We start from the raw sequence: 25,067 nt of genomic DNA, 5'->3' as shown, positions 1-25,067 counted from the left end.
AGCTTGATCGCAGTGCCCGGGGAGAAGGTAGTGGCATGACCGAGTTCGAGTCCGACCCGCAGCGCCGGCCGGCCCCCACCGACGCCGAGCCGTCGCACCCCACCGCCGAGCTGCCGCGCGACGCGCGCGCGCAGTCCGACTCCCCGACCACTCCCGCGCCGACCGCCGGTGACGCGGCGCCGACCAGCGCGCCCGCCGGCACCACCGGGTACGACGCGCCGACCACCGCGTACGCCGGGCAGCCGGCCGCCGGGCAGCAGCCGACGGGGTACGAGCCGCCGACCGCCGCCACCCCCTCCGCGCCGCCCTACCCGGTCTCCGGTCACCCGACGTCCGGCCAGTACGGCTACCCGCAGCCGACGGCTCCCGGTGCCCCCTGGTACGCGGGCCAGCAGCAGCAGTCCGGCTGGGTCGGCGGGGGCCAGCCGGGTGTTGCCTACCCGCACCAGCAGCACCAGCAGCACGCGCACCAGCCGGGTCAGCCGGTCCCGCCGTGGGGTCCGCCTGTCGCGCCGCCCGGCAGTGGCCCCCGGCCGAGCCGCATCGCGAAGTTCGCAGGTGCGGGTGTCGCCGTGTTCGCCCTGATGCTCGGGTCCGGTGTCGCCGGCGGGGCGCTCGCGCTCGCGCTCGACGGTGACGGCGGCGGTGTCACCCGTACCTACTCGGCGGCCCCCGTGCTCAACAGCGCGGACCTGCCGAAGATCGCCGCGTCCGTGCAGGACAGCGTCGTCTCGATCACCACCGACAGCGGTGAGGGCTCCGGGGTGGTGCTCAGCACCGACGGGTACGTGCTCACCAACAACCACGTGGTCGCGTCCGCCGCCGGGGACACCGTGCGGGTGGTCTTCGCCGACGGCAAGAGCGCCGAGGCGAAGATCGTCGGCACCGACCCGAAGACCGACCTGGCCGTGGTGAAGGCCAACGGGGTGAGCGACCTCAAGCCGGCCAGGTTCGGCGACAGTGACGCCATGCAGGTCGGTGACCAGGTGCTCGCCCTGGGCAGCCCGCTGGGTCTGCAGGGCTCGGTGACCGCGGGCATCCTCAGCGCCCGGGACCGCACCATCCGGGCCGGTGAGGGTCAGCCGCAGGACCCGAGCCAGCAGAGCCAGGCCGTCAGCTCCATCTCGGGCCTGCTCCAGACCGACGCGCCGATCAACCCCGGTAACTCCGGTGGCGCGCTGGTCAACACCCGGGGCGAGGTGATCGGCGTCAACACCGCCATCGCCACCTCCGGGCAGAGCACCGGCAACATCGGCGTCGGGTTCGCCATCCCCAGCAACAAGGCCAAGGACGTCGCGGGCAAGCTCCAGCGCGGCGAGAAGGTCAGCCACCCGTCGCTCGGGGTGGGCGTCAACCAGGCCGAGGGCGGCGGTGCTCTCGTCGCCTCGGTCACCGCGGGCAGCCCAGCCGAGAAGGCCGGCCTCCAGCGGGGCGACGTCGTCACCCGCTTCGGCGACAAGGCGATCAACGACTCGGACGACCTGGTCGGTGCGGTGCAGGCTGGCAAGGTCGGCGACCGTGTCGAGGTGAAGTACAAGCGCAACGGTGTCGAGAAGTCGGCAACCGTGACGCTCTCCGAGACGTCGTAACACCAGAACCTGCCTCCTCCCTTCGGCGGCGGGTGGCGGGGCCAAGGGGGTTGGCTCCGTCACCCGCCGCTTCTTCTCGCACCGACGGCGGTTCACCCGGATCGGGTGAACCGCCGTCACCCGTACGCCCGGCAGGTTCGCCTGGACGAGGCGAGACGGAGGTGGGGCCGGTGGATGCCGACGACGACCAGCGGGTCCAGCGGGACGTCCTGGCCGAGCTGGCGTGGGACGCGCGGGTGCAGCCGAACGAGGTCGGGGTGACTGTCGACCAGGGGGTGGTCACCCTGCACGGGTTTGTGGACAGCATGTCCCGGCGGTGGGCGGCGGCCCGCTGCGCGCAGCGGGTGCGCGGGGTGCGGGCGGTGGCCGACGAGATCGAGGTACGGCTGGCGGACACACCGGGGCGTACCGACGCGGACGTCGCGCTCGCGGCCTCCCGTGCCCTGGAGTGGGACAGTTTCGTGCCCGCCGAGCGGCTGACCGTGACGGTGGCCAACGGCTGGCTGATGCTGCGCGGCGAGGTCGAGTTCGGCTGGCAGCGGCGCGCCGCCGAGGGGGAGTTGCGCCGGCTGGACGGGGTGCGGGGGCTCACCAACCTGGTCGAGGTGTGCCCGCCGGCGCCGCCGGCCGGCGACCGGCTGCCGCACGACGTGGAGCGTGCGCTGCTGCGCACGATCGGCGCGGACCGGGTGACCGTCGAGGTGGACGGCGACACGCTGGTCCTCGCGGGGGTCGTGCGCTCGTGGTGGGAACGCGACCAGGTCCAGCGGGTGGCGTGGTCCGCGCCGGGAGTCCGGGTCGTCCACGACCAGCTCCTGGTCGGCGGGTGAGCGTCCGTCTTGTCCGGTTTACCGGCGACGCCACGGGGAAACCGCCGCGGACCACGCCGACCGGCGGTGACACCGGAACCGTGGACAATCGGGGAGGACTCGTGGCCGTGAACCACCCGCCCGCCGACCGCTCCGGAGAGCGGTCGTTGCGCATCGCGATGGTGGTCCCGCCCTGGCTGTCCGTGCCGCCGCCCGGCTACGGCGGGCTGGAGCAGGTGGTCGCCGCCCTGGTGGACGCGCTGACCACGCACGGGCACGCGGTGACCCTGTTCGGTGCCGGCGCCCAGCACGGCACCGCCGCCGGTGGTTTCGTCTCCACCGTCGCCGACGTCCAGTACGAGCGGCTCGGCGAGTCGCTGCCGGAGCTGGCCCACCTGGCCCGGGTGAACCGACTGATCACCGCGGCCGACTTCGACGTGATCCACGACCACACCACGATCGGTCCGCTGGTCGCCGGACGCCGGGCCGTTCCGACGGTCGCGACCGTGCACGGCAACCCGGTGGGGGAGTACGGCGACGTGCTCGGCGACGCCGACGAGGACGTCGGCCTGGTGGCCATCTCGCACACGCAGCGTGGCCTGAACCCCGCCCTGCCCTGGGCCGGCACGGTGCACAACGCGCTGGACATCCGCGGCTTCCCCCGCAAGACCGAACCCGGCCCCGGGCCGGTGTTGTGGCTCGCGCGGTTCAGCCCGGACAAGGGCCCGGACGTCGCCATCCGGGCGTGCCGGGAGGCCGGGCTGCCGCTGCTGCTGGCCGGCAAGTGCAACGAGCCCGCCGAGCGCCGCTACTACGAGCAGGTCGTCGCCCCGCTGATCGACGACGACGTGACCGTCGTGCTCAACGCCGACCGCGCGCAGACCCTGCGGATGCTCGTCGGCGCCCGCTGCCTGATCATGCCGATCCAGTGGGAGGAGCCGTTCGGCATGGTGATGGTGGAGGCGATGGCGACCGGGACCCCGGTGGTCGCCCTCAACCGGGGTGCGGTGCCGGAGCTGGTCCGGCCCGGCCTGACCGGGCTGGTGTGCGAGACGTCGGACGAGCTTCCGGCCGCGTTGCGGGCGGCGGAGCGGATCGACCCGGAGGACTGTGTGGCGCACGTCGCGGAGAACTTCTCGGTGGAACGGATGGCGTACGGCTACGAGGAGATCTACCGCCGCTTCGCCGCGAGCCGGTACGACATCCGTGAACCGGCCCGGGTGTCGGCCCGCTGACCGGGGTCAGACCTGGGCCGCACCCAGCTCGACGATGGCGACGTCGAGCCGCTGCGCGTACGCCGGACTGATCCCGCCCTCGCCGAGGCGGACGGCGACCTTCTCCCGTAGCCGGGCCACCGGCGGTGCCAGCTCGTCCCTGCCGGATCCGACGGCGACGGTCAGGTTGCGCAGCTCGTTGCGCAGGTCCAGGGCGATGTCGGAGCGGATCTCGCCGGCGTTCAGCCCGTCGCCGATCAGCCGGTCGACGCGGTTCGCGGCCTCGATCAGGGTGCCGGGGTCCGCGGTGGCCGCACGGGTGCTCGGCGGTGTGGGTGATGCCGGGGTCGGGGGTGCGGACGACTCGACGACCGGCGGGTCGGACGGCGAGGGTGCGACCGGGCCGGTCGACGGCTGCGCCCGGGGCGTCGACCGTTCGTCGGGTAGCAGGGCCACCCCGGCCAGCGCCAGGCCGACGGCGAGGACCGCCGGGACCAGCAGCAGCGCCAGCCGTCGACGTCGCCGCCCGGAGGGCTGTGCCGCGTGCTCGGCGGGGACGTCGACCGTCGCCGGCACGGGGACCGGCCCCGGTGGCAGGGGCAGGGTGGGCACCGGGGCGGGCGCCTCGGCGGGCAGCAGTTGGTCGCGCAGGGTGGTGGCCACCTGCCGTGCCGTCGGCCTGCCGGCCGCGTCACGGGACAGGCAGCGCAGGCAGATCCGGGCCACCGCCGGGGGCAGCTCCGGAAGGTCGGCCAGGGTCGGCGGCGGGCCGTCGGCCAGCGCGGCGCTGAGCTGCTCCCAGGTGTCCGCCGGGTACGGGACGCGGCCGGTGAGCGCCTCGTGCAGCAGAACGCCGAGCGAGTACACGTCGCTGGCCGGTTGGGCGGGGGCGCCGTCGAGCCGTTCCGGGGCCACGTAGGCGGGGGTGCCGAAGGTGCCGCCGTCCTCGTCCTCGTCCGGTGCGCCGATCCGGGTGGCGATGCCGAAGTCGAGCACCTTGACGCCCGTCGCGGTCATCATGACGTTGGCCGGGGTGATGTCGCGGTGCACGATGCCGAGCCGGTGCGCGGCGGCCAGCGCGTCGGCGATCTGCGCGCCCACCTCGACCGCCTCGGCCCACGGCAGCGGCCCTTCGGTGAGCCGCAACTCCAGCTCCTCGCCGCTGAGCAGCTCCATCACCACGAACGAGGTGATCGAGCCGTCCGGGTCGACCGTCTCGCCGTAGTCGTGCACCGACGTGACGTGCGGGTGCACCAACTGGGCGGCGGCGCGGGCCTCCTCGCGCACCATGTCGCGGAAGCGGGCGTCGGCCGCCAACGACGGGGCGAGCACCTTTAGCGCCACGACCCGGTCGAGCACCTCGTCACGGGCACGCCAGATGACCGACATTCCACCGGCGCCGATCTGGTCGACAAGCCGGTACCTGCGGGCCAGTAGTCGGCCCGGGTGCAGCGCTGCCTTCACGGATCGCACCTGCCTTGGGGTGGGAGCGGTATCAGGTTGCGCGAATGTGTCCGGCCTGTCAACGGCGTCCCGCCGGCCGTCGACGGGCGGTGCCCGCTCTGCACCGAATGCCGGTGGCGGCGGGCCCGTGCCAGGATGAGAGACATGGCGGGGGGACCTGTGGCGTTCGTGCTCGGCGGCGGGGGAGTCCTCGGCGCGGTCGAGGTGGGCATGCTGCGCGCCCTGTTCCGCGCCGGCATCCAACCCGACCTGGTGCTCGGCACCTCCATCGGCGCGGTCAACGGCGCGTTGGTGGCCGCCGACCCGACGGAGGCGGTGACCGACCGGCTGGTCCGGCTCTGGGCGTCGCCGGAGGCCAGCGAGGTGTACGGCGACTCCGTCGCCCGGCAGTTGCGCCGCTTCGCCGCCCGTACCCATCTGCACTCGCCGCGACCCCTGCGCCGGCTGCTCGAATCCGAGTTGGGTGTGGACACGACGTTCGCCGACCTGCGGGTGCCGTTCCGCTGCTGCGCCGCGCACATCGAGCGGGCGGCCGAGCACTGGTTCGACAGCGGGCCGGTGGTGCCCGCGGTGCTGGCGTCGGCGTCGGTGCCGGGGCTGCTCCCACCCATGGAGATCAACGGCGCGCACTACGTGGACGGCGGCATCGTCAACTCCATCCCCATCGGCGAGGCGGTGACGGCCGGCGCCGGTCGGATCTTCGTCCTCCAGGTGGGCCGGATCGAACGCGAGCTGACGCCGCCCCGGCGGCCGTGGGAGATCGCCCAGGTGGCGTTCGAGATATCCCGCCGGCACCGCTTCTTCCGGGAGATGGCCGCGCTGCCCGAGGGGGTGGAGGTGCACGTCCTGCCGACCGGCGGGCTGAACCCGCGCGACGACACCCCGTGGGCGTACCGGGACATGGCGGCCGTGGGCCGGCGGATCAGCCGGGCGTACACCGCCTCGCGCCGCTACCTCGCGACCCACGTGGAACGCTGATGCCGCTGCCCCCCAGGTGGCTACGCCGGTTGCTGATCGCCCCCGCCGTGGTAGTGCTGGCGTTCCTCGTGGTGACCACGCTGCCGGTCTGGGCGTTGCTCGCGGCGGCCGTCTCGCCGCTGTTCCCGGGCCGGTTCCGGCCGCTGCGGCTGCTCTGGATCGGCTGCGTCTACCTGGTGTGGGACGCTGCCGCGCTGCTCGCGCTGTTCCTGCTCTGGGTGGTCTCCGGCTGTGGCTGGCGGACCCGCTCACCGGCCTTCCAACGCGCGCACTACGTGCTGGCCGGCTGGTTCCTGCGGGTGCTGTTCTGGCAGGCCCGTTGGGCGTTGCGGCTCACCATCGACGTGGTGGGCACCGACCCGGACACCGCGCTGCCCGGCCGGCCGGAGCTGGTGCTGTGCCGGCACGCCGGGCCGGGCGACTCGTTCATCCTGATCCACGGGCTGGTCAACTGGTTCAATCGGGAACCGCGGATCGTGCTCAAGGACAGCCTCCAGTGGGACCCGGCGATCGACGTGCTGCTCAACCGGCTGCCCAACCGTTTCATCGCCCCGACGCCGGAGCGCGGCGAGGAGACGGTACGCCAGGTCGGGCACCTCGCCAACGGCCTGGACGACAACGACGCGTTCGTGATCTTCCCGGAGGGCGGCAACTTCACGCCCACACGGCGGCTGCGCGCCATCGCCCGGCTGCGGTCGCTCGGCCTGGAACGGATGGCGCTGAGTGCCGAACGGATGCGCCACGTGCTGGCTCCGCAGCCTGGTGGGATGCTCGCCGCGCTCGACGCCGCCCCGGACGCCGGGGTCATCTTCGTCGCGCACACCGGCCTGGACCGGATGCTCACCGTCGCCGACGTGTGGCGCGAACTGCCGATGGACAAGCGGATCGTGATGCGGTTCTGGTCGGTGCCCCCGGAGGACGTCCCGGCCGGCCGGCAGGAGCGCATCGACTGGCTCTACGACTGGTGGGCGCAGATCGACACCTGGATCGCCGCCAACAGGTGAGCGCGAGGAGTGCAGCGCAGCGGAGCCCGCAGCCGCGAACGAAAAGCGGGCTCAGGTGAGCGCGAGGAGTGCAGCGCAGCGGAGCCCCGCAGTCGCGAACGAAAAGCGGGCTCTGGCGGACGCCGCCGCGTAGGGTGCGGTCGTGGACCAGATCTGCGTGGTGACGACGGTGGTGGATGCGCGTTCGGTCGCCGACGTGCTGGCGGCCGCGGCCGTCGCCGGACGGCTGGCCGCCTGCGCACAGGTCGGCGGTCAGGTGGACAGCACCTACTGGTGGCGCTCCGGTGTGGAGACCAGCACCGAATGGTCGGTGCAGTTCAAGACCGCACCGGACCGGCTCTCGGCGTTGGTCGACCAGATCCGGGTCAGCCACCCGTACGAGGTGCCGGAGATCCTGGTGTCCAGGGTGGAGAGTGGCGACCCCGGCTACGCGACGTGGGTACACGAGCACACCCGACCATGAGTACGCGCACTCTGGGCCACGACGGGGTGGTGTTTCGATGATGTGCGGGTGGACGACACCCGCTATCCCTGCCCCGCCTGTGGCGCCCCGGCTGATCTGACCGCCGGCTGCGCCGGTTGCCGCCGCCCGCCTGACCCGGTCGCCGCCGAGGTGGTGCGGCTGGCTCGGGAGGTCGTCCAGCTCGAGCCGCAGGTGGAGCAGGCCCGTCGGACGTACACCGAACTGTCCGGGCGACTGGCGGCGGCCTCGCGCCGGCGGGCCGAGTTGGCGGCGGTGGTCCGCGCCGGGGTCGCGGCGTCCGTCGTCGGGCCGGTGCCGCGCAGCGCACCGGCACCCATGGTCGGCACGGCCGCGTCGGTCGGGACGCCCCCGGCGCCGGGGGCGGCGGAGGCCTCGACGAAGACGATCCAGGGTCTGCTGTTCGTCCTCGGTGGACTCCTGCTGGGTACCGCCGCGGTGGTGTTCACGGCCGTCGCCTGGGCGGCAGTCGGGGTCGGTGGGCGGGCGCTGATCCTGGCGGCGTTCACCGCGCTCGCGCTGGCCGTGCCGCTGCTGGCGGTTCGTCGGGGGTTGCGCGGCACGGCGGAGACGTTCGCCGCGGTGGGGCTGCTGCTCGTGGTGCTGGACGGTTACGCGGCCTGGTCGGTGGACCTGGCCGGGGTGGCCGGTTGGCCGGGCAGCCGGTACGCCGCGCTGGTCGGGGGGGTCAGCGCGGCGGTCGCCGTCGCGTACGGGCGGTCCAGTGGGTTGACCGGGCCATGGTTCGCGGGGCTGCTGGGCGTCCAGCCGGTGCTGCCGTTGCTCGCCGCCGAGGCACGGCCCGACGCGGGTGGGTGGGCGTTGGTCCTGCTCGGGGTGGCACTGCTGGATCTGGCCGTGGTGGTGGCCCTGCGTGGCCGGCCGGGGACGGTGCCGTTGGCCGGCCGGGTGGTGGCGGGCGTCGGGCACGTCGTGGCGCTCGGCTGCGCCGCCGCCTGCGCCCTGGTGCCGTTGCTGCTCGGCCGTTCCGCGGGCACCCCGCTGCTGGCGGGGGCGCCGCTGCTGCTCGTCGCGTTGGCCGCGTTCGGCGCGACCCGGCTGGTCGGCGGGCCGGTGCTGCGTGCGCTGGCCGCCGGGTTGCTGGTGCCGGTGCTGGCTGTCGCGGTGCTGCGTCCGGTGGCCGAACTGCGGCCGGCGCTGCTGCTGATCGCGGCGGCGGTGGTGGCCGTCGTCCTGGCGGGTGCGGTGCGACTGCTGCCGGCGTCGATCCGGTCGGAGGGGGCCGGATCGACAAGGGCCGGATCGACAACGGCCGGGTCGGTGGCGGCCGGGTCGGAGACGGCCGGGGCGGCGGCAGTTGGGGGCGGCGGCTCGTGGACCGGCCCGCGCGTGGGGGCGCTGCTGGTCGCGGCGGGAACGGCGCAGGTCGCCGCGCTGGTCACCGTCGCGTTTGCGGTCGCCGCCGTCGGCCGGTCCCTGCCGCCGTGGGGCGGGGCGGGGACCGGACCCGACCTGGACGGGGGTTGGCAGGTGGCGCCTGCCCTCGCGCTGGCGTTCGCGGCGACGGCGCTGCTGGTGCCCCGCCGGGTGTGGGAGCTGCTGGCCACGGTCGGCGCGGTGGCGGTGGTGCTCGCCGTGCCCGGTGGTTGGCCGGCCTCCTGGTCGGCCGTGCTGGCCGTGGACCTGCTCGGTGGGGCCGCGTTGCTGCTCGCCGTGCTGGCCCGTCCGATGGCGCGACCCGGCACGCTGGCCAGCCGCGCCCTTGGCGGCACGGTCCTGCTCGGGCACGGACTGCTGGTGGCCCTGGCCGATCCGGTGGGTGCCCTCGTGGCGCTCGGCGTCCTGGCCGCTGTCGGTCTGGCACTCACGGTGCGGCGGGCGTCCGGGCCGTACCGCCGGGTGGCCGGTGCAGGCCTCCTGGTCGCGCAGCTCGCGCTGCCCGGGATCGCCGCGCTGGCGGCGTTCGTCGCGGGCGCGCAGCCCTGGTGGCAGGTCCGGCTCGCGTTGGCCGCCGCCGGTTTGCCGCTGGTCGCGGTCCTCGCGGTACGTCGCCAGCGGGTGGAGCTGGCCGGGTACGCGGTGACCGGCGCGGTGGTCGCGGTGGCTGTGTCAGGCCTCGCGCCGCTGGTGGCGGCGGGTGACGAACCGATCGCGCTGTACGCGGCCCTGGCGGCGTTGGGCGTGGCGTTCGTGGCACAACGGGACCTGCCGGTGGTTGGGGGGCCGTCGGCGGTCGGGGGGCCGTCGGTGGTTGAGGGGCCGTCGGCGGTCGGGGGGCCGGCGGCGGTCGGCCGGCCGGGCGTGCTGGTGCTGGCGGGCGGTCTGCTGGCGGCGGTGGCGGTGCTGGCGACCCTGCCCGCGGTGCTGAACGCGCTCACGTCGCCGTACGTCAGCGGGGGATCGGTCTGGTCGGGTGCGCCGGCCGCCGTCGCGGACCCGGCGGGGTACCCCGCCGGGCTGGCGCTCGTCGCGTTGGCGGTGGCCGCGGTGCTGGCTGGTCGACGGGGTCGCCCGCCGCTGCTGGCCGCGCTGCCGTTCGCCGCTGCCGCGCTGCCGGTGCTGCTCGTCGCGGCCGGCGCGCCCTGGCCGGTGATGCCGGGTGCCGTGCTGCTCGCAGGTGTGGCCGCGCTGCTGTTCGCCGCGCTCGCCGCGCCGCGTCCGGCTCTCGCGCCGACCGCCGTACCCGTGGGGGTGGTGCTGTTCGCCGCCGGGGTGGTGTGGCTGCTGGCCACGCGGGCCGGCACGCTCGCCGCCGAGGGGGTCCTGCTGGTGGCGGCGGTGGTCGTCGCCGTGGGGGCGCGGGCTGTCGAGACGCGGGTGGCGGGATGCCTCGCCACGGTGGGTGCGGCGTGCGCGCTGGCGGTGACCGCACCGCTCGCTGGCGGGCAGCCGCTGCGCGCGGCGGCGTACCCCCTGCTGGCGGTGGCCGCGCTGGTCCTGGCTGTCGCGGCCGTGATCAGCTCGTCCGGCGCTGTCGCCGCGGTGACCAGCTCGTCCGGCGCGGTCGCGGCCGGCCCGTCGGCGGTCGAGGCCGCCAGCCCGTCGCGGCCGGTCGAGGTGCTGGCGGTGCGGGCACTGCTCGGGCGGGTGCTGGACGCCGCCGCGCAGGCGGTGGCGCTGGTGGCGGCTGTGCTCACCGTCGAGGCGGCGCGGCACCTCGCCACCGTGTGCGTGCTGTGGGGTGTGGCCGTGGCGCTGCGGCTGCTGCGCCGGGGCGAGCCGGCCGGACGCCGGTGGGCGTTCGCCGGCATCGCGGCCGGCAGCGAACTGCTCGGGGCGTGGGTGCTGCTGGCCGCCGGCGGGGTGACGGTGCTGGAGGCGTACACCCTGCCGGCCGCGGCTCTCGCCCTCGGCGCGGGCCTGCTGGCGCTGCGGACCAGGCCAGGGCTGACCAGCTGGCCGGCCCTCGGCCCGGGGCTCGTCGCGGCGCTGCTGCCGAGCCTGATGTCGGTGCTGGCCGGGCCGGACCCACAGCCGTGGCGGCGGCTGCTGCTCGGCGCGGCGGCGCTGGGTGTGGTGCTGGCCGGCGCGGCCCGCCGCTGGCAGGCGCCCGTCGTGCTCGGCGGCGGCGTGCTGGCGCTGCTCGCCCTGCACGAGTTGGCCCGGGGGTGGGACCTGCTGCCCCGGTGGATCTACCTGGCCGTCGGAGGGTTCGCGCTGGTCGGGCTCGCCGCCACCTACGAGCGGCGCCGCCGCGATCTGGCCCGGCTGCGGGCCGCCGTGACCAGGCTCGGCTGAGTCGGGGGTAGGGCTCGCCCTACCCCCGATCCGGGGGTATCCAGGGTTACTCTGCGCAACCGTTGCGGACAGGATTGGTGGTGAGCCCGTCCACCCGGACGGGCCCAAGCGGAACGGGAGCAGCGATGGCGCTCGGAGCGGTGACGGAACCGCCGGTACGACGGCGAGGAAGTGACTACGCACAGTTGTCCCGACGGATCAGCCAGGCGGGCCTGCTGGAGCGGCGCCCCGGCTGGTACGTCACCCGCATCGTGCTCACCCTCGGCGCCTTCGTGGCCGGCTGGGTCGGCGTGTTCCTGCTCGGCGACTCCTGGTGGCAGCTGCCGCTCGCCGCGCTGATGGCGGTGGCCACCACGCAGGTCGCGTTCCTCGGGCACGACGCCGGGCACCGTCAGATGTTCCGCAGGCGTGGCCCCAGCGACCTGGTCGGCCTGTTCGCGGGCAACATGGCGGTCGGGATCAGCTACGGCTGGTGGGTCGACAAGCACAACCGGCACCACGCCAACCCGAACCACGAGGACGAGGACCCGGACGTCGGCGCTGGCGCCCTGGTGTGGACGCCCGAGCAGGCGATCCAGACCCGGGGGTTCGGTCGGTGGATGGCCCGGCGGCAGGCGTACTTCTTCTTCCCGATGCTGCTGCTGGAGGGTCTGAGCCTGCACGTGGCGAGCATCCGGGCGATCGTCGGCCGGGAGAACGGGCGGTACGCGACGTCGATGCGGCACCGGGCGGTCGAGGCGGTGTTGCTCGTCGCGCACACCGTCGGGTACGTGGCGCTGCTCCTGGCGGTCATGTCGCCGGTGAAGGCGCTGCTCTTCGCCGTCGTGCACCAGGCGCTGTGGGGCCTCTACATGGGGTGCTCGTTCGCGCCGAACCACAAGGGCATGCCGATGCCGACCGCAGAGGACGAGCTGGACTTCCTGCGCAAGCAGGTGCTGACCTCCCGCAACGTACGGGGTAGCCGGCTGGTGGACACCGTGTTGGGCGGGCTCAACTACCAGATCGAGCACCACCTGTTCCCGAACATGCCCCGGGCCAACCTGCGCCGGGCGCAGCCCATCGTCCGCGCCTACTGCGCCGAGCAGGGCATCCCGTACGCGGAGACCGGGCTGGTCGAGTCGTACCGGCAGGCGCTCGGTCACCTGCACGAGGTGGGCCGGCCGCTGCGCGGCTGACGCGAGGCGGGTCGGCGGGACGCGTCCGGCTCCCCGGACGCGCCACCGGTAGGGTCTGGTCATGGCAGACCTGCTCACCGCGGACGCGGTGCGAGACGAGCTGGGCGGGTTGTCCGACTGGTCGGGTGACCCGACCGGCATCGGTCGTACCGTCCAGCTCAGCAGTTTCCCGGACGCCATCGCGGTGGTGGACCGGGTGGCGACGGTGGCCGAGGAACTCGACCACCATCCCGACATCGACATCCGATGGCGGACCCTGACCTTCCGCTGTGTCACCCACTCGGCCGGTGGGGTCACCCACCGGGACATCGAGCTGGCCCGGCGGATCGACGACATCGTCCGGAGCGCGGCATGAGATTCGAGATCAGCAAGGTCCTGGACGCCATCGAGGGGCGGGTCTGCACCGACCCGTCGCTGGCGCGGGCGGTCGTCGACCTGGCCGAGGTGATCCGCTACCAGGACATCGACGGTGGTCGGCCGGCCAGCCTGCTGCGCCTCGGCATGGTCATCGACGCGCTCTCCCGCGAGTTGGAGGAGGACAGCGTCCAGGTCTACGCGGTGGTGCACCGGGCGCTGCTCTCCGACGCCGACCTGACCTCCAACGAACGCATGGTGGTCCGCCGTTGGGCCGACGACGGGCTCGTCGAGGTGCTCGACAATCCGGGCGACCGGATGTTGGAGGTGGCCGACCTGCTCGGGTTGCCGGTGCTCAGCCGGGTGCGGTTCGACGGGCTGCGCGGTCGGTTCCCGTGGCTGGTCGAGCAGCCCGGTCGGGTGGTCGCCCCGGTGCCGGGCGCCGGCGGGCCGGTGTTCATCGCGCACGTCGGCGGCGGGCACTCGCCGGTGGCCGGCAAGCGTTCGCCGACCGGGGTGAAGCTGCTGGCCCGCCAGTGGCGCTGCCCGGAGTCGGGTTGCGCGTTGTTCGGCGGCGGTGGTGGGGGTGGCGCGTTCGCCGACCTGGCCGGGGGTGCGGACCGCAGCCCCGCCGCGCAGCCGCCGCCCTCGCTGCGCAACGGCGTACCGACCTGCCCCCGACATGGCGCGCGTCTCGGTGACGGCGGCCCCCGGCCGCGTACGGAGGTGCTCGCAGTGCGCGTCGGCGGGCTGGTCCGGCGGCGGTTCGTGCTGAGCGAGGAGCAGCCGGTGGTGGCCGGTCGGGCACCCGAGCAGGACGGCGGGATCATGCTCGGGCAGTGGCTCAACGACGAGGCCCGCCGGTGGATCAGCCGGGGTCACGTCCGGTTCGAGCTGCGGGTGGGCGAGGTCATCGTGACGGACGTGAGTACCAACGGCTCGGGCATCCGGCCGGCTGGTTCGATGGTCGAGTCGGATCGGATCCCGCTGGCCCCGCAGCAGTCCCGGGTGTTGGGCGAGAACGACATGGTGGAGCTGTACCCGGGTGTGCAGATCGGTCGTGCCGAGGAGTTGCCGACCGGCGCCCCGTTCACGCCCACCTCGGTGATGGCCGAGGCCCCGACGATGGCCATGCGCCTGCCCCGTCCCTGACCGCGAAAGGCGGGCGTCGACGTCGACGCCCGCCTTTCGGTTCGTTCCGGGTCAGCCGGCCAGCACCTCGGCGAGCTGGGCCACCGCGAAGTCGATCTCCTCCTCGGTGATCACCAGCGGAGGGGCGAGGCGGATGGTGGAGCCGTGGGTGTCCTTGGCGAGCACGCCCCGCTCGGCGAGCCGTTCGCACGCCTCCCGGCCGCTCATCAGCGCCGGGTCGATGTCCAGACCGGCCCACAGGCCACGCACGCGTACGGCGACGAGTCCGTCGCCGAGCAGAGCTTCCAGGCCGGCGCGCAGCCGTTCGCCCAGCTCGGCGGAGCGGCGCTGGAACTCGCCGGTGGCCAGCAGCCGGACCACCTCGACGGCCACCGCGCAGGCCAGCGGGTTGCCGCCGAAGGTGGAGCCGTGCTGGCCGGGCTTGAGAACGCCGAGCACGTCGGTGTTCGCGGCCACCGCGGAGACCGGCACGATGCCGCCGCCGAGGGCCTTGCCCAGCAGGTACATGTCGGGCACGACGCCCTCGTGGTCGCAGGCGAAGGTCGTGCCGGTACGCCCCAGACCGGACTGGATCTCGTCGGCGATGAACAGCACGTTCCGGTCGGTGCAGACCTGGCGTACGCCCGGCAGGTAGCCCTCCGGCGGCACCACCACGCCCTGCTCGCCCTGGATGGGCTCCAGCAGCACGGCGACGGTGTTCTCGTCGATCGCGGCGGTCAGCGCGTCGAGGTCGCCGTACGGCACGACGGTGAAGCCCGGGGTGTACGGCCCGAAGTCGGCGCGGGCGTCCTCGTCGGTGGAGAAGCTGACGATGGTCGTGGTCCGGCCGTGGAAGTTGCCCTCGGCGACCACGATGTTGGCCTGTCCGGCGGGCACTCCCTTGACCTGGTAGCCCCACTTGCGGGCCACCTTGATCCCGGTCTCCACGGCCTCGGCGCCGGTGTTCATGGGCAGCACCAGGTCCTTGCCGCACAGCTCGGCCAGCTCCCGGCAGAAGTCGGCGAACTGGTCGTGGATGAACGCGCGGCTGGTCAGCGTGAGCCGGTCCAGTTGGGCGTGCGCGGCGGCGATGAGTTGCGGGTGCCGGTGGCCGAAGTTGAGCGCGGAGTAGCCGGCGAGGCAGTCCAGGTAGCGCTTGCCGTCCACGTCGGTGAGCCAGGCGCCCTCGGCGGACGAGATCACCACCGGCAGGGGGTGGTAGTTGTGCGCCGTCCAGCGCTCGGCGTCCCGGACCGCGCCCGGCGTACGCAGGATGTCATCCACGATCACTTGCTTGCCTTTCCCTGACGGAGTCGCAGCGTGCAGCACTTCGGTCCGCCGCCGGCCCTACGCAGCTCGGACAGGTCGACACCGATGGTTTCGTAGCCCCGGTCGCGCAGCTTGGCGGCGAGGTCGGTGGCCTGCGCGGGCAGTACCACGTGCCGGCCGTCGCTCACCGCGTTGAGGCCCAGCACCTCGGCGTCGGCCATGGTGGCGTGCACGGCGTCGGGGAAGAGCCGACGCAGCACGGCCTGGCTGCCGGGGCTGAACGCCTCCGGCAGGTACGCCACGGTCTGCTCGTCGAGGACGGTCAGCGCGGTGTCCAGGTGGTAGAAGCGCGGGTCGACGAGCTGCATGGTGATCACCGGGTAGCCGAAGACCTCCTGCAACTGGGCGTGCGTGGCGTGCGCGGTGCGGAAGCCGGTGCCGGCCAGCAGGTGGTCGCCGGCGAGCAGGACGTCGCCCTCGCCCTCGTTGACGTGCTTGGGGTCGTACATCTCGAAGCCGGCGGCCTCGAACCAGGCCCGGTAGGCGGGTGCCTCGTCGGCGCGCTGCGGGTCGCGGAACTGCACGGCCAGCGCCTTGCCGTCGATCACGGTGCCGCCGTTCGCGGCGAAGACCATGTCGGGCAGGCCGGGCACCGGAGCGATCTCCTCGACGGTGTGGCCCAGGTCGCGGTACGTCTGGCGCAGCTGCTCCCACTGGCGGACGGCCAGCGCGGCGTCGACCGGCGCGCTCGGGTCCATCCAGGGGTTGATGGCGTAGTCGACGGCGAAGTACGTCGGCCGGCACATCAACAGGCGCTGGCTGGTGGCGTCCATCGTCATTAGTCCTGCTCCCAGGGGTCGGGCGCGCCCGGCCACCGTGGCCCACGGGCTGGCGCCGTTGCTCAACGTTATGCGGCGTCAGCGGCAGGATCCACCACCGACAGTTGCGCAGACCGAACATTCGTTGCGTCTGGAGGGCTGCCGGAGGCGATTTGTTGCGTCAGCGCGTGCCGTACCCCGGAAACACTTCAGGGGCGGCGAACCGCCGCCCCTGAAAGGGTGTCGCCCGGCCGGTGAACCACCGGGTGTTCGGGCTGCCGGCGAACCGCCGGCTTTTCGCCGGTGCGTCACCGGCGAGCGGAACAGTGCCCGCTAGAAACGATCGACAAACTGTGAGTCAAGCCACTCGCGGAAGCGCTGCACCCAGTCGCCGTCGGTGGTCGGCCAGTCGAACTGGCCGGTCATCGCCAGCACGCCGACCACCACCGCGCCCAGGCCGATCAGCACGCCGAACAGGGCGTCGGTCTTGCCGGCGATGTGCCGGCGGCGGGTGGCCATGAGGCCGAACACCGCGAGCACCGCGCCGAACGCGCCGAGCCCGATGCCGTAGCCGGCCAGGGTGCCGGTCAGCACGAACAGCGCGCCGGCGACCGCGACGATCAGGCCGAGGGTGGCGAGCAGGCTGGCCCGCGGCTTCGGGCCGCGCGTCACCTGCGGTTCCGGCTCGGCCCGGTCCGGGGTCGGGTCGACCGGGCGATCGGTGGTGACCCGGTCCGTCGTGTCGGTCGGGCGGGTGGCCCGGTCCGTCGTGTCGGCCGGCCGGGTGACCCGGTCCCGGTCGAGGTCGACGTCCCGGTCGGCGGTGCGGTCACGCGTCGGCGTCGGCGTGGCGACGGCTCGGGCGTCGCCGTCCACCGGCCGGGCGGTGGCGGCGCGGGCCACGGCCGCGCGCTCGGAGGCCCGTCGCTCGGCGTCGCCGGCCTGGTCGCCGGTCACCGTGCTGCTGCGGTACGTCGTCTGGTCGGCGTCCCGGTCGGTCACCACCGGGCGGCCCGAGGTCTCGTCGTCCGTCCGGCCTCCGGTCAGCGCCGTGCCGTCCCGGTCGGTGACCGGGGTGTCGCGGCCGTCCACGCGGCCGTCGAGGTTCTCGTCCCGCGTCGGTGCCGGCTCGGACCGGCGGGACAGCGAAGGAATCCTGACCACTACACACCTCCTGATGAATGCGTGGTGGCCGACGGAGAGGGTGGCATCCACGCGGTACCGCCCCGAAGTACCCCGTTGGGCGTTTCCTGACACCAGCACGGGGTACGCCTGTCGGTGCGGTGGGGTGACGACGGGTCGATCACGGGCCGGTCGCTCTGGTCTCGCCGGATCGGGCGGGGGCACGGCTGGGGGTGCCGAGCACCTCCAACCCGGCCCGCCGCACGTACACCTCCCGCTTGTCGACGGCGAGGCCCTTGTCGTCGAGGACGTAGCCGACCAGCCAGACCCATCCGTGGTACGTCGGGCGCGGGTCCACACTCACCAGTCGCTCTACCTGGACAAGCCGGCCGAGGTGACCGCCTACGAACATGTCTGGTCGGATCTGGAGGCACTCGCGTCGGGTGAGGCAGAATCAGAAAAAATGATCACTTCGATCATCGAGGAGCATCATGACTGACCTTGCCGGTGCCAGTTGGCGCAAGAGCACCCGCAGCGGCGGCAGCGGCGGCAACTGCGTCGAGGTGGCCGACAACCTGCCAGGCGTCGTGGGCGTCCGGGACAGCAAGGACCCGGCCGGTCCCGCGCTGACCTTCGCCCCGCCCGCCTGGGCCGCGTTCGTGGCCGTCGTCAAGGGGCAGCGCCAGGGCTGACGCGACGCGCGGGCACACAGCGGCCCGGCTCACCCGGCCCCTCCGGACGCTGCTGACTATCCTTGGCACCCGTGCCAGAGGGACACACGATCCACCGCCTGGCGGCCCGGCACGCCGAGCTGTTTGCCGGGGACAAGGTGCACGCCAGCAGCCCGCAGGGCCGCTTCGCCGAGGGCGCCGCCCGGCTCTCCGGCAGCGTCTTGGAGGGCACCGAGGCGTACGGCAAGCACCTCCTGCACCACTACGCCGCGGATCTGACCCTGCACGTGCACCTCGGGCTGTACGGCAAGGTCACCGACGGGTCGGGCGAGCCACCGGACCCGGTCGGCCAGATCCGGCTCCGGCTGGCCAGCGACCGCAACTGGCTGGACCTGCGCGGCCCCACGGCCTGCGAACTGCTCACCCCACCCGAGGTGGCAGTGCTGCGGGACCGCCTCGGGCCGGACCCGCTGCGCGCCGACGCCGACCCGCAGCGGGCGTACGCCCGGATCTCCCGCAGCCCGACGCCCCTCGCGGCGCTGCTGCTGGACCAGTCGGTGGTGGCCGGCACCGGTCTGATCTTCGTGACCGAGGCGCTGTTCCGGGCCGGGCTGCCGCCGACGATGCCCGGCCGACAGCTGACCCGCGACGGCTTCGACGCGCTCTGGGCCGACCTCGTCGGGCTGATGCGGCTCGCGGCCGAGCGCGGCCGGATCGACACCGTGCGCGACGCGCACCTGCCCGAGGCGATGGGCCGCCCGGCCCGCGTGGACCGGCACGGCGGCGAGGTGTACGTCTACCGCCGCCCCGGCGCGCCCTGCCACATCTGTGGCACCGAGGTCAGCCGTGGCGAGCTGGCCGGCCGCAACCTCTACTGGTGCCGTACCTGCCAGGCCGGCTGAGCTGTCAGTCCCCGTCGAGCAGCCAGCGGACCACCTCGACCTGGTGCGCGAAGACGACCTCACCGGCGATGCTCCAGGCCAGTGTCTGACCGATCGTCCAACCGCGTACCCGCTCCCGGTCCAACCCCAGGTCGGTGCTCAGCCGGTCGAGCCGGTGCCGGACGGCGGTCGGCGAGTGACCCAGCTCCCGGCCACGCACCATCGGCACGACCGAGAACTCCCGCTCGCCGGTCAGCGGCTTCGGGTCGATCACCAGCCACGGTTCCCGGTCGGCGGCGAGCACGTTGCCGGCGTGCAGGTCCTGGTTGACCAGCACCTGCTCGCCCTGACTCGACGCGAGTCCGGCCAACAGGTCGCTCGCGACGTCGAGCAGCCGCCGTTCGTACGGCCGACCGGCCCGTTCCCAGGCCCGGGGCATCCGGTCGATCCAGCCGGCGGCCTCCTCGGCCAACGGGGTGAACGGCGCGCCGGCCGGTCGCCACAAGCGGGGCAGCAGCCCGGTCACCGCGTCGAGCGCCCGATCCATGGGCAGCTCGTACAGGGCGGTGCCGGGCCGGCAGCGTTCCACGAGCAGGGCACGGCGCTCCGGGTCGTGCGCGAGCAGACGGACCGCCCCGTCGCCGTCCCAGTGGGCCAGCGCGTCGGCCTCGTACCGGCTGTCGTCGTCCGGGTACTGGAGTTTCAGCACCGCCGGCGTGCCGTCGGGTAGGTCGGCGGGGAGCGCCAGCGAGGCGTACGCCTGCTCGAACGGTGGCCCGGGTCGCAGCGACCATCGCTCGGTGCACTCCGCCAGCCACCTCGGAAGTACGTCCAGCCAGTCCCGGCCGGCCGGCGAGCCGCGTACCCAGTCGAGCCCCGTGGGTAGATCCATCCGGTCATCCTGGAGCATCCACCGCCCCCGCGGCCGGTCGGCCGCCCGCGTCCCGAGCAGGACGTGGGGCGTGCCCGCGCCGAAGAGGAGTTCCTGGGTGTGGGCGCCGTCGGTGGCGGCCTCGGTGCTGCGGGGGAACATGGCCCGCTCGTACTCGGTGATCGCGGTTTCCGGGTCGTCCAGGTGGGCGGCGAGGGCCTTGGCGAGCTCGGAGCCGTCGTACATGGCCAGGTTGGCGCCTTCGCCGTTCGGAGCCGCGAGGTGCGCGGCGTCCCCGAGCAGGGTCACCCCCGGCACCCGGTCCCACCGGTGTCCGACCGGCAGCGTGTGGAGCGGGCGCGGGATGGGCGGGGTGTCGCTGTGGGTGATCAGCGCGGTGAGTTCGGGGGCCCACCCGTCGAACTCCCGCGCGATCCGCGCGACCGCCGCGCGGGCATCGGTCGCGTCGATGGCGGCGAACCAGGACAGCGGCTCGGTGAGGAACACGTACGTGTGCAGGGTGCCACCCCGCTCGCGGTGCGCCAGGAGGCCCTTGCCGGGTGCGAGGGCGTACATCGCGCCCGGGCCGACCGCCTTCGCGGTCGCGGGATGCCGGGTCTCGCTGTCGAAGAGGTGCGTCTCGATGGCCGACATGCCGGTATACCGGGGGATGGCGGCGGACAGCAGCGGGCGGACCCGCGACCAGGCGCCGTCCGCGCCGACCAGCAGGCCCGTGACAACCGTGGAGCCGTCGTCGAAGGTGACCTCGTGGCGGCCCGCGCCGAGGGCGGCCACGCCGCTGACCCGGCGGCCCCACCGGACACATCCGGCCGGGAGGGAGTCGAGCAGGATCTGGCGCAGGTCGCCGCGGAGGATCTCGGGGCGTCCACCCGTGTCGTCGTCGGGCAGGTCGGCCAGGACGGTCCCGTCCCGGTCGAGGAACCGGCTCGCCTGGCGGCCCGTGAGCACGCGGCGGCGGAACTCCTCGAGCAGGCCGGCCTCCCGCAGGGCCGACTGGCCGCTGTGGGGGTGGATGTCGAGCAGGCCGCCCTGGGTGCGCGCGGTCGGCGAGGTCTCGCCCTCGTAGACCGTCGCCGGGATGCCGTGCAGGTGCAGGACGCGGGCCAGCGTGAGGCCACCGAGGCCGGCGCCGATGATCGTGACTGGTGGGGGCATGGGTGCTCCTTGAGAAGGGCGGGACAGGGTGGCGTCGGTCGTCAGGGCCGTCCGCCGCACGGCTCAACCCTTAGTCTCGGTACCGGACCGACCCGGTCTGTTTACCGAGTAAACTTACCGGGTAAAGCTAGCACGTGGAGGGGTCGCCGTACATGCCCAACCGAGGAGACCGTGGAGGGTCGAGGACCCGGGCGCACATCGCGGAGGTCGCGACCGGGCTGTTCCTGGAGCGCGGCTTCGACAACGTCACGATCGTCGAGGTCGCCGCCGCGGCGGGCGTGTCGAAGGTGACCGTGTTCTCGCACTTCGACCGGAAAGAGGATCTTCTGCTGGACCGCCTTCCCGACGTGGTCGAGATCGCGCGTACGGCCGTACGCGAGCGGCCGGACGACGTGGGCGTCGTCGAAGCCGTCCGGCGCACTCTGCTCGCCCTCGCCGACGAGCGGCACGGGCTGTCCGTGCTGGAGGAGGGGATCGACGAGTTCCTGCGGATCGTCGGTGAGGCCCCCACGTTGATCGCGCGGCTCCGCGTGTTCGAGCACGAGGTCGAGGCTGCGCTGGCCGAGGAACTCGAGAGCGACACGCGCTTCACCGGGGACGCCGCGCTCCTCGCCGCGCTCCTCGTCGCCGCGTACCGCGTCGTCGCGGTCGCGACCGTCCGGCGGCGGCTCGCCGGCGACGACCTCGCCGCCATCGCGACGGCGCATCAGGAGCGTGTGAACCGAGCGTTCGACGCGATCGAGCACGGCATTTGACAGTCGACCGGCTGCCGGAGCAGGCTGGAGAGCTGACAACGATGTCAACGGACAAAAGGCGTAAACCCTGTTCCGATTTTTCCCCGTCCCATCCGTGCGCGGCCGGCCGGATCGCGGTGTCCCCTGGCGTTTTCCGGCGCGGACCCGGTCCGCCCACCGATCCTGGCCGTATGCCCCTTCCCTACCCGGCGGTGAGCAACTGAGATGACCCACGTGCCCCGATCCGCAGCCGAACCGGCCCCTGCCCCGCCGGGGTCACCCGACCTGCCCGACCTCGACGACTTCCTCGCCGAGCAGACCCGCACGCTGCTCGACACGGCCCGCCTGTCGGTCCGACCCGAGGGCGGCTTCTGGTGGCTGACCGACGACCGCACCCCGGACCGCGGCGAACCGGTCTTCACCTGGATCACCTGCCGGATGACCCACGTGGCCGCCCTCGCCCACCGCGACGGCGACCCGGACGCCGCCGCCCTCGTCGACCACGGGGTCGCCGCGCTCACCACACTGCTGCGCGACGAGCGGTACGGCGGCTGGTTCGGTGCCGTGGACCAGCAGGGCGTACCCGTCGACGACCGCAAGGCCGGCTACGACCACGCGTTCGTCCTGCTCGCCGCGTCCAGTGCCGTACGCGCCGGTCGACCCGGCGCGGACCGGTTGCTCGCCGACGCGCAGGCCGTGGTGCGGGACCGGTTCTGGGACGACGAGACCGGCTCGGTCCGCGAGTCCTGGAACCGGGACTGGACGGTCACCGAGGACTACCGCGGCGCCAACAGCAGCATGCACATGGTCGAGGCGTACCTCGCCGCTGCCGCCGCCACCGGCGACGCGAGCTGGACCGGCCGGGCCCTGCGCATCGCCGACCACCTGGTGCACGGCGAAGCCGCCCGGCACGACTGGCGGCTACCCGAGCACTACACCGCCGACTGGACGCCGCTGCCCGACTACAACCGGGACCAGCCCGCCGACCAGTTCCGGCCGTACGGCTCCACCATCGGCCACTGGCTCGAATGGGCTCGACTGCTCGTCGAACTCGAAGCGGTGCTGCCGCAGCCACCCCGCTGGCTGCTCGACGACGCGCGGGCGCTGTTCGCCGCCTCGGTGCGGCGCGGCTGGTCGGTCGACGGCACGGACGGCTTCGTCTACACGATCGACTGGGACGACCGGCCCGTGGTGCGCGCCCGGATGCACTGGGTGCTCGTCGAGGCCATCGGCGCGGCGATCACCCTGTACCGGCGCACCGGGGACACCGTCTACGCCGACTGGTACCGGGTCTTCTGGGCGTACGCCCGCGAGTACCTGGTCGACGGCACCGGGTGGCGGCACGAGCTGGACCCGGGGAACCGGCCCGCCGACACGGTCTGGCACGGCCGACCGGACGTCTACCACGCGTACCAGGCCGTGCTGCTGTCCCGCTCGGCCCACGGGCTCGGCGGTCCCGGGCCGCTCGCCCCCGGCGAGGTGACCGCGTGATCGTGGTCGCGGGAGAGGCCCTGATCGACCTGGTGGTTACCGCCGACGGGGAGCGGGCCGTGCCGGGTGGCTCCCCGGCGAACGTGGCCGTGACCCTGGCCCGGCTCGACGAACCGGTACGGCTGCTGGCCCGGATCGGCACCGACGCGTACGGCCGCCAGCTCACCGAGTACCTGAGCGCCAACCGGGTGGACCTGGGGTGGGCGGTCCGCGCCGAGGAGCCCACCTCGGTGGCGGTGGCCACCCTGAACGCCGTCGGCCAGGCCAGCTACGAGTTCCGGCTGGCCGGCGCGGCGGACTGGCAGTGGACCCCAAGGGAACTACCCGACCTGACCGGGTCACCGGCGACCGCCCTGCACACCGGGTCGCTCGCGCTCGCGCTGGCACCCGGCGGGCAGGTGCTGGAGGACCTGCTCGCCGCCGAACACCGCCGGGGCGGGCTGACCCTCTCCATCGACCTCAACCTGCGCCCGAGCATCGTCACGGACCGGGCGGCGGAGCAGGAGAGGGTACGGCGGCAGGTACGGCTGGCGCACCTGGTCAAGGCCAGCGACGAGGACCTGGCCTGGCTGCACCCGGACCGGACGCTCGCCGACGTGATGACCGAGTGGCGTGCTGCCGGCGTGTCCTGCGCGGTGGTCACCCGGGGCGGGGACGGTGCCGTGCTGCTCGCCCCGGACGGCTCACTTCACGAGCAGCCGGCCGTACCCACCACGGTTGTCGACACCGTCGGCGCCGGCGACTCGTTCACCGGCGGTCTGCTGGCCGCGCTGGCCGACCTCGACGCGCTCGGTGACCGCCCGGCCGACCGGCTCGCCGCGGTGAGCGCGCAGCAGTGGGCGGCGGTGCTCCGGCAAGCGGCGACGGTGGCGGCGCTGACCTGCGGCCGGCGGGGTGCCGACCCGCCGCGCCGCGCGGAGGTGGAGGCCGTCCTCACACCCGCAGGCTGACCACACTTTGCTCTGCACCCACGGATGCGACGGTTACCGTCCGCGACCGGTGCACATCCGGGTGCAGAGCAAAGGGGGCAGGGGGCAGGTGCCGTACCCGCGGGCGCAGACGCGCTGCTCAACGCTCGCGGTGGTGACGCCGGGCGGGGCGGGGCGCGGTCAGGACAGGCCGCGGGGCAGCAGGTGGGTGGGGAGAACCGTGGTCGACGGAGGGCTGTCGTCGTCGCCGGCTATCCGCTGAAAGAGGCGCTCGGTGGCGACTCTCGCCAGCTCGCGGGTGTTGTAGGCCACGACGGTCAGCGGCCGGGGCATCAGGTGGGCCAGCTCGAAGTCGTCGAAACCCACAAGCGCGGCGTCACTGCCCCGCCGGTGCAACTCCTGGAGCGCGCCGACGGTGAGCCGGTTGTTGGCGCAGAAGAACGCGGTCGGCGGCTCCGGAAGGTCGAGCAGCTCGGCGACCGCCCGGCCGGCCTCCTCCGGCGCGATGAGGCGCTCGCGGACCAGCGACTCGTCCGGCTCCACACCAGCCGCCGCCAGTGCCGCCCGCGCCCCGACCAGCCGTTCACGCATCGTCGACACGCTCGGCGCACCGAGCAGCAACCCCACCCGGCGGTGCCCCTCGGCGAGCAGCGCGCCGACCCCGGCCTGGCTGCCACCCCGGTTGTCCAGCAGCACGGCGTCCGCCTGCAAACCCTGCGGTGGCCGGTCCAGGAACACCACAGGCATGCCCAACTCGACCTCCCGGCGCAGGAACGAGTGGTCGGGGCCGGCCGGCACCACGAGCAGCCCGTCGACCCGGCGCTGGGTGAAGTCCTGGAGCAGGGCGCGTTCGCGCTCCGGGTCCTCCTCGGACGAGGCGGTGATCAGCATCGTGCCGTGCGCGGCGGCGATCTCGGCCGCCACGCTGGCGATCGTCGCGTAGAACGGGTTGGCGATCTCCTCGATGAGTAGCCCCACCGTGGCGTTGAGCTGCCGGGAGCGCAGGTTGCGGGCGATGTCGTTGCGCCGGAAACCCAACTCGGCGATGGCGGCCAGGACCCGACCCACCAACTCCTGCCCGACCGGTTCGTCGTTGACCACCCGGGACACCGTCTTGAGGCTGACCCCGGCGAGCCGGGCCACGTCGACCATCGTCGGACGTCGGCGCGCGGCCGACCGGGTCGGGGTCTGCGTCACGGGGTGGTCC

The 25,067-nt window shown here is 73.8% G+C and carries 22 protein-coding genes; 15 read left to right on the top strand and 7 right to left on the bottom strand.

Features of this window, described 5'->3' with window-relative positions; genetic code table 11:
* Positions 1 to 35: 35 nt before the first annotated feature.
* From ABZS77_RS23105 to ABZS77_RS23095, 3 genes are all read left to right on the top strand, one after another.
* Positions 36 to 1,589 (top strand): trypsin-like peptidase domain-containing protein, encoded by a 1,554-nt coding sequence (locus ABZS77_RS23105; RefSeq protein WP_354826265.1) that lies wholly within the window; start codon positions 36 to 38, stop codon positions 1,587 to 1,589.
* 170 nt (positions 1,590 to 1,759) lie between these two features.
* On the top strand, positions 1,760 to 2,419 hold the full coding sequence (locus tag ABZS77_RS23100) for a BON domain-containing protein (protein ID WP_354826263.1): 660 nt from the start codon (positions 1,760 to 1,762) through the stop codon (positions 2,417 to 2,419).
* 158 nt (positions 2,420 to 2,577) lie between these two features.
* Positions 2,578 to 3,633: a glycosyltransferase family 4 protein gene (locus tag ABZS77_RS23095; protein ID WP_354826350.1), complete on the top strand. Its 1,056-nt coding sequence runs from the start codon at positions 2,578 to 2,580 to the stop codon at positions 3,631 to 3,633.
* A 6-nt stretch (positions 3,634 to 3,639) separates the two neighbouring features.
* On the opposite strand, the gene ABZS77_RS23090 is transcribed toward ABZS77_RS23095, so the two are convergent.
* Positions 3,640 to 5,076 (bottom strand): serine/threonine-protein kinase, encoded by a 1,437-nt coding sequence (locus tag ABZS77_RS23090; protein WP_354826261.1) that lies wholly within the window; start codon positions 5,074 to 5,076, stop codon positions 3,640 to 3,642.
* A gap of 144 nt (positions 5,077 to 5,220) precedes the next feature.
* On the opposite strand from ABZS77_RS23090, the gene ABZS77_RS23085 reads away from it, so the two are divergent.
* The 7 genes from ABZS77_RS23085 to ABZS77_RS23055 all read left to right on the top strand — a co-directional run bounded on the left by ABZS77_RS23085 (position 5,221) and on the right by ABZS77_RS23055 (position 13,919).
* Positions 5,221 to 6,054 (top strand): patatin-like phospholipase family protein, encoded by an 834-nt coding sequence (locus tag ABZS77_RS23085; protein WP_354826258.1) that lies wholly within the window; start codon positions 5,221 to 5,223, stop codon positions 6,052 to 6,054.
* A complete protein-coding gene (locus ABZS77_RS23080; RefSeq protein ID WP_354826256.1) occupies positions 6,054 to 7,058 on the top strand; it encodes a 1-acyl-sn-glycerol-3-phosphate acyltransferase in 1,005 nt (334 codons plus the stop codon). Before ABZS77_RS23085 ends, ABZS77_RS23080 begins: the two co-directional genes overlap by 1 nt.
* 142 nt (positions 7,059 to 7,200) lie before the next feature.
* Complete coding sequence (gene cutA, locus ABZS77_RS23075; protein ID WP_139587248.1) at positions 7,201 to 7,521, top strand: divalent-cation tolerance protein CutA; 321 nt, start codon at positions 7,201 to 7,203, stop codon at positions 7,519 to 7,521.
* A 48-nt stretch (positions 7,522 to 7,569) separates the two neighbouring features.
* Positions 7,570 to 11,238 (top strand): hypothetical protein, encoded by a 3,669-nt coding sequence (locus ABZS77_RS23070; RefSeq protein WP_354826254.1) that lies wholly within the window; start codon positions 7,570 to 7,572, stop codon positions 11,236 to 11,238.
* A 125-nt stretch (positions 11,239 to 11,363) separates the two neighbouring features.
* Complete coding sequence (locus tag ABZS77_RS23065; RefSeq protein ID WP_354826251.1) at positions 11,364 to 12,413, top strand: acyl-CoA desaturase; 1,050 nt, start codon at positions 11,364 to 11,366, stop codon at positions 12,411 to 12,413.
* Positions 12,414 to 12,474: 61 nt separating this feature from the next.
* Entirely contained in the window at positions 12,475 to 12,768 is a 294-nt protein-coding gene (locus tag ABZS77_RS23060) for a 4a-hydroxytetrahydrobiopterin dehydratase (protein ID WP_354826248.1), read from the top strand.
* The gene (locus ABZS77_RS23055) at positions 12,765 to 13,919 is read left to right on the top strand and encodes an FHA domain-containing protein (RefSeq protein WP_354826245.1); all 1,155 of its coding nucleotides are present in this window, start codon (positions 12,765 to 12,767) and stop codon (positions 13,917 to 13,919) included. Before ABZS77_RS23060 ends, ABZS77_RS23055 begins: the two co-directional genes overlap by 4 nt.
* Before the next feature lie 51 nt (positions 13,920 to 13,970).
* Here ABZS77_RS23055 and rocD read toward each other — a convergent pair whose 3' ends face one another.
* The 4 genes from rocD to ABZS77_RS23035 form a co-directional block, all read right to left on the bottom strand.
* Complete coding sequence (gene rocD / locus ABZS77_RS23050) at positions 13,971 to 15,185, bottom strand: ornithine--oxo-acid transaminase (protein WP_354826346.1); 1,215 nt, start codon at positions 15,183 to 15,185, stop codon at positions 13,971 to 13,973.
* Positions 15,185 to 16,000, bottom strand: coding sequence for a dimethylargininase (gene ddaH / locus ABZS77_RS23045; protein WP_354826343.1), 816 nt, complete (start codon positions 15,998 to 16,000; stop codon positions 15,185 to 15,187). The genes rocD and ddaH overlap by 1 nt, the downstream gene beginning before the upstream one ends.
* A 318-nt stretch (positions 16,001 to 16,318) precedes the next feature.
* The gene (locus ABZS77_RS23040; protein WP_354826242.1) at positions 16,319 to 17,149 is read right to left on the bottom strand and encodes a thrombospondin; all 831 of its coding nucleotides are present in this window, start codon (positions 17,147 to 17,149) and stop codon (positions 16,319 to 16,321) included.
* A gap of 139 nt (positions 17,150 to 17,288) precedes the next feature.
* A complete protein-coding gene (locus ABZS77_RS23035) occupies positions 17,289 to 17,519 on the bottom strand; it encodes a hypothetical protein (RefSeq protein ID WP_354826240.1) in 231 nt (76 codons plus the stop codon).
* A gap of 79 nt (positions 17,520 to 17,598) precedes the next feature.
* Between ABZS77_RS23035 and ABZS77_RS23030 the strand changes: the two genes are divergently transcribed.
* Together ABZS77_RS23030 and ABZS77_RS23025 are read left to right on the top strand one after the other, a co-directional pair.
* Positions 17,599 to 17,799, top strand: a complete 201-nt coding sequence (locus ABZS77_RS23030) for a DUF397 domain-containing protein (protein WP_354826237.1) — start codon at positions 17,599 to 17,601, stop codon at positions 17,797 to 17,799.
* Between the two features lie 71 nt (positions 17,800 to 17,870).
* The gene (locus ABZS77_RS23025) at positions 17,871 to 18,680 is read left to right on the top strand and encodes a DNA-formamidopyrimidine glycosylase family protein (protein WP_354826234.1); all 810 of its coding nucleotides are present in this window, start codon (positions 17,871 to 17,873) and stop codon (positions 18,678 to 18,680) included.
* 4 nt (positions 18,681 to 18,684) lie between these two features.
* Here ABZS77_RS23025 and ABZS77_RS23020 read toward each other — a convergent pair whose 3' ends face one another.
* Positions 18,685 to 20,706, bottom strand: a complete 2,022-nt coding sequence (locus ABZS77_RS23020) for an aminoglycoside phosphotransferase family protein (RefSeq protein ID WP_354826231.1) — start codon at positions 20,704 to 20,706, stop codon at positions 18,685 to 18,687.
* Positions 20,707 to 20,858: 152 nt separating this feature from the next.
* Here ABZS77_RS23020 and ABZS77_RS23015 point away from each other — a divergent pair, with 152 nt between their 5' ends.
* The 3 genes from ABZS77_RS23015 to ABZS77_RS23005 all read left to right on the top strand — a co-directional run bounded on the left by ABZS77_RS23015 (position 20,859) and on the right by ABZS77_RS23005 (position 23,881).
* Positions 20,859 to 21,461 carry a helix-turn-helix domain-containing protein gene (locus ABZS77_RS23015; RefSeq protein WP_354826228.1) on the top strand — a complete coding sequence of 201 codons (603 nt, stop codon included), beginning with the start codon at positions 20,859 to 20,861 and terminating at the stop codon, positions 21,459 to 21,461.
* A 204-nt stretch (positions 21,462 to 21,665) separates the two neighbouring features.
* A complete protein-coding gene (locus tag ABZS77_RS23010) occupies positions 21,666 to 22,931 on the top strand; it encodes an AGE family epimerase/isomerase (RefSeq protein WP_354826225.1) in 1,266 nt (421 codons plus the stop codon).
* Positions 22,928 to 23,881 carry a carbohydrate kinase gene (locus ABZS77_RS23005; protein WP_354826222.1) on the top strand — a complete coding sequence of 318 codons (954 nt, stop codon included), beginning with the start codon at positions 22,928 to 22,930 and terminating at the stop codon, positions 23,879 to 23,881. Before ABZS77_RS23010 ends, ABZS77_RS23005 begins: the two co-directional genes overlap by 4 nt.
* Positions 23,882 to 24,040: 159 nt before the next feature.
* Here ABZS77_RS23005 and ABZS77_RS23000 read toward each other — a convergent pair whose 3' ends face one another.
* Complete coding sequence (locus ABZS77_RS23000; RefSeq protein ID WP_354826339.1) at positions 24,041 to 25,012, bottom strand: LacI family DNA-binding transcriptional regulator; 972 nt, start codon at positions 25,010 to 25,012, stop codon at positions 24,041 to 24,043.
* Between the last annotated feature and the right edge of the window lie 55 nt (positions 25,013 to 25,067).

Source organism: Micromonospora sp. NPDC005298 (assembly GCF_040607375.1).
Classification (GTDB): Bacteria; Actinomycetota; Actinomycetes; order Mycobacteriales; family Micromonosporaceae; genus Micromonospora.
Note: the sequence above shows the minus strand (reverse complement) of the source record. Positions and strands in the feature narration are given on the sequence as shown.